6 protein-coding genes are annotated in these 8,198 nt (G+C 66.7%); all 6 read right to left on the reverse strand.

Translation table 11 applies throughout. The features are described 5' to 3' along the window. Position 1: 1 nt before the first annotated feature. A complete protein-coding gene (locus B552_RS0117545) occupies positions 2–2,881 on the reverse strand; it encodes a sensor histidine kinase KdpD (protein ID WP_019450356.1) in 2,880 nt (959 codons plus the stop codon). Positions 2,882–3,026: 145 nt separating this feature from the next. Then, a complete protein-coding gene (gene kdpC / locus B552_RS0117550; RefSeq protein ID WP_026035772.1) occupies positions 3,027–3,638 on the reverse strand; it encodes a potassium-transporting ATPase subunit KdpC in 612 nt (203 codons plus the stop codon). 30 nt (positions 3,639–3,668) lie between these two features. Continuing rightward, positions 3,669–5,900, reverse strand: coding sequence for a potassium-transporting ATPase subunit KdpB (gene kdpB, locus B552_RS0117555; protein WP_019450358.1), 2,232 nt, complete (start codon positions 5,898–5,900; stop codon positions 3,669–3,671). A gap of 16 nt (positions 5,901–5,916) precedes the next feature. Continuing rightward, complete coding sequence (kdpA, locus tag B552_RS0117560; RefSeq protein WP_019450359.1) at positions 5,917–7,749, reverse strand: potassium-transporting ATPase subunit KdpA; 1,833 nt, start codon at positions 7,747–7,749, stop codon at positions 5,917–5,919. Continuing rightward, entirely contained in the window at positions 7,749–7,838 is a 90-nt protein-coding gene (kdpF, locus tag B552_RS27645) for a K(+)-transporting ATPase subunit F (protein ID WP_019450360.1), read from the reverse strand. Before kdpF ends, kdpA begins: the two co-directional genes overlap by 1 nt. Next, positions 7,838–7,999, reverse strand: coding sequence for a hypothetical protein (locus tag B552_RS29100; protein ID WP_019450361.1), 162 nt, complete (start codon positions 7,997–7,999; stop codon positions 7,838–7,840). The genes kdpF and B552_RS29100 overlap by 1 nt, the downstream gene beginning before the upstream one ends. Positions 8,000–8,198 lie beyond the last annotated feature (199 nt).

An 8,198-nucleotide genomic window follows, 5' to 3' on the forward strand; every position in this document is an offset into this window, starting at 1 on the left:
GTCAGTGATGATCGGGAATGGTTTCGTCCAGCGCTTCGGGCTCGATGGCCGGTGGATTGCCACGTGGCAGTGCCAGCGTGAAACGCGCGCCGGGCTGTGCGGCTTCGACCCAGATCCGGCCGCCGTGCGCCTGCATGATCGCCTCGCAGACGGCCAGGCCCAGCCCGACGCCGGTCGTGGCCGACTCCCGCTCGCCGCGCGTGAATTTCTCGAAAATGCGGCGCTCCTGCCCGGCAGGCACGCCCGGCCCTTCATCTTCCACGGACAGTTGCACCTCGTCGCCCACCACGGCGCCTCGGATACGGATGGCCGTCCCAGCGGGCGTGTACTTGGCCGCGTTCTCCAGCAGGTTGCACAGCACGCGCTCCATCAGCACGCCATCGCACTCCACCAGCGGCAGTTCGGACAGATCGAGTACCTGCACGCGATGCGCACCCATGGCGTCGCGCATCGATGCCAGCGCCGCGCCAACCAGTTCCTCCAGCGATTGCCAGCTGTGCTGCAATGCCACGTCGTGACGCTGCAGTCGCGCCATGTCCAGCAGGTTGACGACCATCGTGCGCATACGCTGCGCCTGGCCACGCATGGCCTCCACCGTTTCCGCCACGGCGGGCGCCAGCGGCGGCTCCGTGCGCTGCAGTGTCTCGGCCATGCCGATCAGCCCGGTCAGCGGCGTGCGCAGATCGTGCGATACCGCCGCAAGCAGCGAGCTGCGCAACCGCTCGGATTCAATCGACAGCAGCGCACGCTGCGCCACGTCGACATAGTGGAGCCGTTCGATGGCAATCGCGATCAGCGTGGCAAATACATCGGCCTGGCGGCGCAGTTCTGGTTCGGCCAGCGCGCGCCACGCGCTCGGCTCCACGGCCAGCACGCCGCGCGTCTGCATCGGCGCCTTCAGCGGCAGGTACAGCACGGTGCTGCCGGGCAACGTGTGCGTGCCGGTACCGGCGGGCTGGCCGTGGTCGAATACCCATTGCGCCAGCACCTTGTCGATGGCGTCGCCCTTGGCGGTGCGGGCTCCCGCTGTCTCACCGCCGGCAACCGTCATCAGGCGCCCCTGTTCCGAGACAAGGAAGAACGTTCCGTGCGCGTCGAAAGCCGCGCTCAGGAAGCGGCCGCCGATCTCGACGATCTGCTGCGTGGTCAGTGCCGCCGACAACTCGCGGGCCAGTTCATAGAGCGTGCGCGCGTCGGTTTCTCGGCGCACGGCCACCTGCGCCTGTTCGCGCAGCCCCGCCGTGAGCTGGCCGATCACAAGGCCGACCGCCAGCAGCACCAGGAACGTCAGCAGATACTGCACGTCGCTGACCGCGAAAGACATGCGCGGCGGCACGAAGAAGAAATCGAAGGCGGCCACCGCAAGCACGGACGCCAGCGCCGCAGGCCCGCGGCCATGGCGCAGCGCGACGCCAACCACCGCGACCAGGAACAGCATGGCGATATTGACGAGATCGAACCACGGCCGCGCCGCGGTCGACAGCAACGTGGCAGCGGCACACCAGACCACGGCCCAGCCATAGTCGCGCCGGCGCGCACTCGCCAGTTCGGCCTCGGCCGCTTCGTCGGGCGCCGTGGCCGGCGCGGCTTCATGGGTACGCGGCCGCAGATCGGCGCGCGTGGTATCGGCCGCCACACGGATCACATCGATCTCGGGACAGCCTGCGGCCAGCGCATCGGCAAACGTCTGCCGGCCGAACAGCCGGTTGCCAGCGCCCAGCAGCGGCGACAGCGCACGCGCCAGCCATACACGCCCCTTGTCGATCCAGCTGCCTTCGGCATGCCAGTCGGCACGCGCGCGCCCGACAAGTACCTTGGTCAGGTTATGGCGCCGCACATAGCCCGCCACCGACTTGACCATGTCGTGCCCGGCCAGCGTCTCGGTGCGTGCGCCAAGTTCCTCGGCCAGTTGCATCGCTGCGCGCACGCGCGTGCGGACTTCGTCGGACAGCGGCATCAGCCGCGGCGTGGCAATCGTCACCACGTGCCAGTCGCAATCAAGCTGACCGGCCAGCCGCCGCGCGCTGCGCACCACCTGCTCGGCATCGTCGCCGGTGCCGATGCACGCCACCACGGCCTCGCGCGTACGCCAGACCGGCTCGATCGACTCGGCATGGCGATACGCGCGCACGTCGTCATCGACACGGTCGGCGGTACGGCGCAGCGCCAGTTCGCGCAGCGCGATCAGGTTGCCCTTGCGGAAGAAATTGCGCGCGGCATGGCGCGCCTGTTCGGGCAGATAGACCTTGCCCTCGCGCAGCCGGCGCAGCAGTTCGTCGGCGGGCAGATCCACCAGCACCACTTCGTCGGCACCGTCGAACACCGCATCGGGCACGGTCTCCCAGACGCGCACGCCAGTGATGCCGCCGACGGCCTGATTGAGGCTGTCCAGATGCTGCACGTTGACCGTGGTCCAGACATCGATGCCGGCGGCCTGCAGTTCCTGGATATCCTGCCAGCGCTTTGGATGGCGGCTGCCCGCCGCATTCGAATGCGCGAGTTCGTCGACGAGGATCAGCGCGGGCCGCCGCGCCAGCGCGCCGTCGAGATCGAACTCGGTCAGCACCCTGTCGCGATACGGCACGTCGCGCAGCGGCAGACGGTCTAGCCCTTCAAGCAGCGATTCGGTTTCCGCACGGCCGTGGGTTTCGACCACGCCCACCGCAACATCCACGCCCTGCTCGCGCAGCGCGCGCGCCGCGGTGAGCATGGCAAACGTCTTGCCGACACCAGCCGATGCGCCGAAGTACACGCGCAACTTGCCACGCGCGGCGCGCACGCTCTCCGCCTGCATGCGTTGCAGCAGGGCATCGGGGTCCGGGCGGGCGGCGTCTGTCATCGTGAGTGGATTGTGCCACGCAGGCGTTCGCGGTGCGTGCATGCGCCTGCCCTCTCCCCCGGCCCCTCTCCCGCGCGCGGGAGAGGGGCGCCAACCATCAGCCTTTGATATCCCATCGGTGTTCGCCCCTCTCCCGCCTGCGGGAGAGGGGCGGGGGAGAGGGCCAGCGCTTCCACAACCATAAGCTCTATTTCAGCCCATCCAGCGCCAGATTCAACTTCAGCACGTTGACGGCCGGCTCGCCGAACACCGCCAGGCCCGGGCCTTCCGTGTTGGCCGCGATCAGCGCATCCACCTTGTCAAGCGGCACGCCACGCAGGCGCGCCACGCGTGCCGCCTGATAGCGCGCGGCGGCAGGGCTGATGTGCGGATCGAGGCCGCTGCCGGATGCCGTCACCAGGTCCACCGGCACCGGGTCCTTGTTCTCGGGATCCGCTTCGCGCAGCGCATCGATGCGAGCCTTCGCGGCATCGGTCAGCGCCGGGTTGGTCGGGCCCAGGTTCGAGCCGCCCGACGCCGTGCCGTTATAGGGCATCGGCGCGGTGGCCGACAGGCGGCCCCAGAAGTACTTCGGGTCCGAGAACGGCTGGCCGATCAGTTCGGAGCCGACGGTCTTGCCGTCCTTGACGATCAGCGAGCCGGCGGCCTGATGTGGGAACACGGCCCGGGCGATGCTCGTCACGACGCCCGGATAAAGCAGGCCGGTCACGGCCGACAGCACGATGAAAATGGTCAGCGCCGGGCGCAGCATGCCGGTCTGGCGCGGGGCCTCGGCAACAGCATTGGTTTGGGAAGTCATTTGCGTCATTGCGGATTCTCCGTGCGGTGCTCAGACCCAGCCGAACATCGTCAGCAACAGGTCGATCAGCTTGATCCCGACAAACGGCACCAGGATGCCGCCCAGCCCGTAGATCAGCAGGTTGCGGCGCAGCAGCACGGCTGCCCCGAGCGGGCGATACACCACGCCGCGCAGCGAAAGCGGGATCAGCGCGACGATGATCAGTGCATTGAAGATCACCGCGGACATGATGGCTGATGACGGCGTCGACAGGTGCATCACGTTCAGCTGGTTCAGCTGCGGATAGGTGGTGGCGAACGCGGCCGGGATGATCGCGAAATACTTGGCCACGTCGTTTGCCACGCTGAACGTGGTCAGCGATCCGCGCGTCATCAGCATCTGCTTGCCGATCTCGACGATCTCGATCAGCTTGGTCGGATTGCTGTCGAGGTCGACCATGTTGCCGGCCTCGCGCGCGGCCTGCGTGCCGCTGTTCATCGCCACGGCCACGTCTGCCTGCGCCAGCGCCGGTGCATCGTTGGTGCCGTCGCCGGTCATCGCCACCAGGCGGCCATCCTTCTGGTACTGGCGGATCAGCGCAAGCTTGGCTTCGGGCGTGGCCTCTGCCAGGAAGTCATCCACGCCGGCCTCGGCCGCGATCGACGCGGCGGTCAGGCGGTTGTCACCGGTGATCATCACCGTGCGGATGCCCATCTTGCGCAGTTCGCCAAAACGCTCGCGGATGCCGGTCTTGACGATGTCCTTGAGCTCCACCACGCCGAGTACGCGCACGCGTTCCTCGGTGCCTTCGGCGATGGCTTCGGCCACCACCAGCGGCGTGCTGCCCGCACGCGCGACGTCGTCGACGGCTTGCATCACCACTTCGGGAAACTTGCCAGCGCGTTCGGTCACGTAGCGCCGCACCGCATCGGCGGAGCCCTTGCGCACGCTGCGCACGAACTTGCCGTTGGCCACGTCGACGCCGCTCATGCGCGTCTGCGCGGTGAACGGGATAAACACCGGCGCGGCCAGGCCCTTGTCGCCCATCTCCGGCGCATTCACACCGATCTGCTGGCGAGCCAGCGCGACGATGCTGCGGCCTTCCGGCGTTTCATCGGCCAGCGACGACAGCCACGCGGCTTCCGCAAGCTGCTGATCGGTGACGCCGGGCGCGCAGATAAAGCGCGATGCCTGGCGGTTACCGTGCGTGATCGTGCCGGTCTTGTCGAGCAGCAGTACGTCGACATCGCCCGCCGCTTCCACGGCACGGCCCGACGTGGCAATCACGTTCGCTTCCATCATGCGGCTCATGCCCGCCACACCGATGGCCGAGAGCAGGCCGCCGATTGTCGTGGGGATCAGGCAGACCAGCAGCGCCACCAGCACCGTGACAGAAACCGGCACGCCGGCCTTGGTCACAAGCACGCTATAGAGCGAGTACGGCTGCAGCGTGGCGGTGGCCAGCAGCAGCACCAGCGTCAGACCCACCAGCAGGATCGTCAGCGCCAGTTCGTTCGGCGTCTTCTGACGCTTGGCGCCTTCGACCATGCTGATCATGCGGTCGATGAAGCTTTCGCCCGGATTGGCCGTGATGCGCACGATGATCCAGTCCGACAGCACACGCGTGCCGCCGGTGACGGACGAAAAATCCCCGCCCGATTCGCGGATGACCGGCGCCGATTCACCAGTGATGGCGCTTTCATCGACCGATGCCACGCCTTCGATCACTTCACCGTCGCCGGGGATCATGTCACCGGCTTCGATCAGCACGACATCGCCACGGCGCAGTTCGGTGGCCACACGCTGCTCCGTGGCACCCTGTGCACGGGCATCGCGGTGGCCAACCCGCACCACGCGCGCCATGGTGGTCGTCTTGAGCCCGCGCAGCGCGGCGGCCTGCTGCTTGCTGCGGCCTTCGGCCAGCGCTTCGGCAAAGTTCGCGAACAGCACGGTGAACCACAGCCATACCGTCACGGCCAGGATGAAGCCAGCCGATTCGCCACCCGCCGTTGGATGCAGCCAGGCGCGTGCACACAGGATCGAGGTGAGGATGCTGCCCGCGTAGACGACGAACATCACCGGATTGCGAAGCTGGTCGCGCGGATTCAGCTTGCGGAATGCGTCGGCAATGGCCGGCTTGACCAGCTCCGGCGAGAACATGCCGCGCGATGGGCGCGGATGGCTCGGCATGCCGCCGCCGACCATTGACGTGGTACCCGGAGCCGGATTGCGCGACGCTGCGCCGCCAGCGGTGGTGCGTGTCGCGGTGGATTGTTGTTGCATGCGATTCTCCGCAGGATTACTTGGCAGCCGCGGTGACTGCCGCGGGCTGCAGTTGCTCTGCCACCGGGCCCAGGGCCAGCGCAGGCACATAGGTCAGTGCGCCAACCAGCAGCACCGATCCAACGAGCAGGACGACAAACAGCGGGCCATGCGTGGGCATGGTGCCGGTCGTGACCGGCGTGCGGCGCTTGGCGGCCAGCGATCCGGCCATCGCCAGAACCGGCACGATGATCCAGAAGCGGCCAAACCACATCGCCGCGGCCAGCAGCGTGTTGTAGAACGGCGTGTTCGCGGACAGGCCGGCAAAGGCGCTGCCGTTGTTGTTCGATGCCGATGAAAGCGCGTACAGGATTTCCGAGAATCCATGCGTACCGGGATTGAACACACCCGCCCGGCCAGGCTCGAACATCACGGCAATAGCCGTACCCACGAGCACGAGCAGCGGCGTGACCAGGATCGCCACGGCCGTCATCTTCATCTCGTAGGTTTCGATCTTCTTGCCGAGGTACTCGGGTGTGCGTCCGATCATCAGGCCCGCGATGAACACGGCCAGCACGGCGTACACGAGCATGCCGTAGAGGCCAGAGCCCACGCCGCCGAACACCACCTCGCCCAGTTGCATCAGCAGCATCGGCACCAGCCCGCCAATGGCGGTGAACGAATCGTGCATGGCGTTGACCGCGCCGCACGATGCCGACGTGGTGATCGTGGCGAACAGCGAAGTGGCCGAAATGCCGAAGCGCACCTCCTTGCCTTCCATGTTGCCGCCGGCCTGCAGCGCGGACGCGGCATGATCGATCGGCAGCGAAGACAACGCCGCGGTGATGTGCTGCTCGGACGCCATCGCCGCCACGGCCATCACGACGAAGATCACCGTCATCGAGGCCAGCACCGCCACCCCCTGACGCCGGTCGCGCACCATCTCGCCAAACGTGAAGCACAGTGCGGTAGGGATCAGGAAGATCGACAGCATCTGGATGAAGTTGGCCAGCGGCGTCGGGTTTTCATACGGGTGCGCCGAGTTCGCGTTGAAGAAGCCGCCACCGTTGGTGCCGAGCATCTTGATCGCTTCCTGGGACGCCACCGGCCCCATCGCCAGCGTCTGCGTGGCCGTCTTCATCGATTCGGTCACGGGCTTGCCTTCCTTGTCGAGCACGGGCTGCCCCGCCGCATCGACCTTCGGCTGCGTGTACTCGACAGCCGTGACGAGGTTCACGTCCTTGTAGCTGTCAAAGTTCTGGATCACACCCTGGCTGACCAGCAGCAATGCAGTGATGACCGACAGCGGCAGCAGCACATAGAGCGTGGTGCGCGTCATGTCCACCCAGAAATTGCCGATCGTTGCCGAGGTATGGCGCGCGAATCCGCGGATCAGCGCGAACACCACGGCAATGCCAGTGGCTGCCGAGAAGAAGTTCTGCACCGTCAACGCGAGCATCTGCGTCAGGTAGCTCATCGTCGACTCGCCGGCATAGCCCTGCCAGTTCGTGTTGGTGACAAAGCTGATGGCCGTATTGAACGACGAATCGGGCGATACCGCGCCGAAGCCCTGCGGGTTCAGCGGCAGCATGCCCTGCACGCGCTGGATCGCGTAGACCGCGATCACGCCGATCACGTTGAACACGAGCACGGCGATGGCGTACTGCTTCCAGCCCATCTCGGCGTCGGCGCGCACGCCGGCCACGCGGTACAGCGCGCGTTCGATGGGCCGGCCCCAGGCGGTCAGGCCGAAATTGCCCTCCTCGACAGCGCGACGCATGTAACGCCCGAGGAACGGCCCCACCGCAAACAGGACGGCGATGTACAGGACCAGAAGTCCGGTGAACTGAGTGAAATGTGGCGTCGACATCAGAATTTCTCCGGCCGGAACAACGCGACAAGCAGGTAGATGAAGATCGCGACGGCCAGGCCGGCGCTAAGCAGATCGGTCCAGTCCATCACAGCCCCCTGTCGTCAGCAGCGTGTTTGGAGGTGGCGGCGGTATCGTCAACGCCACCGCGCCCGGTGGGCAGATTGGCGCCCAGCGCGGCGCACAGGGCCAGCAGCGCGCCCGTCAACGCGCCGAAGACCAGCAATACGAGGAAGTAGATCCCGTCCATGGCATGTGCAGGTGTTCACACCTGACTCAGTGATTCACGGCTAGCAGGTTAGGGATCGGCGGGTAAAAACGGGATAGAGAGGGGGGAGGGGGGTGTAAACGAAATATAAAAATGGGGGACGGCGGCGTCGACGGAACCGGGAGACTGCCGGCCGCCGTTATGCGCTCCCCTCGCCCACGTAGTGGGAGAGGGGTTGGGG

It is taken from the genome of Cupriavidus sp. BIS7 (assembly GCF_000292345.1).
In the GTDB taxonomy this organism is placed as follows: Bacteria; Pseudomonadota; Gammaproteobacteria; order Burkholderiales; family Burkholderiaceae; genus Cupriavidus.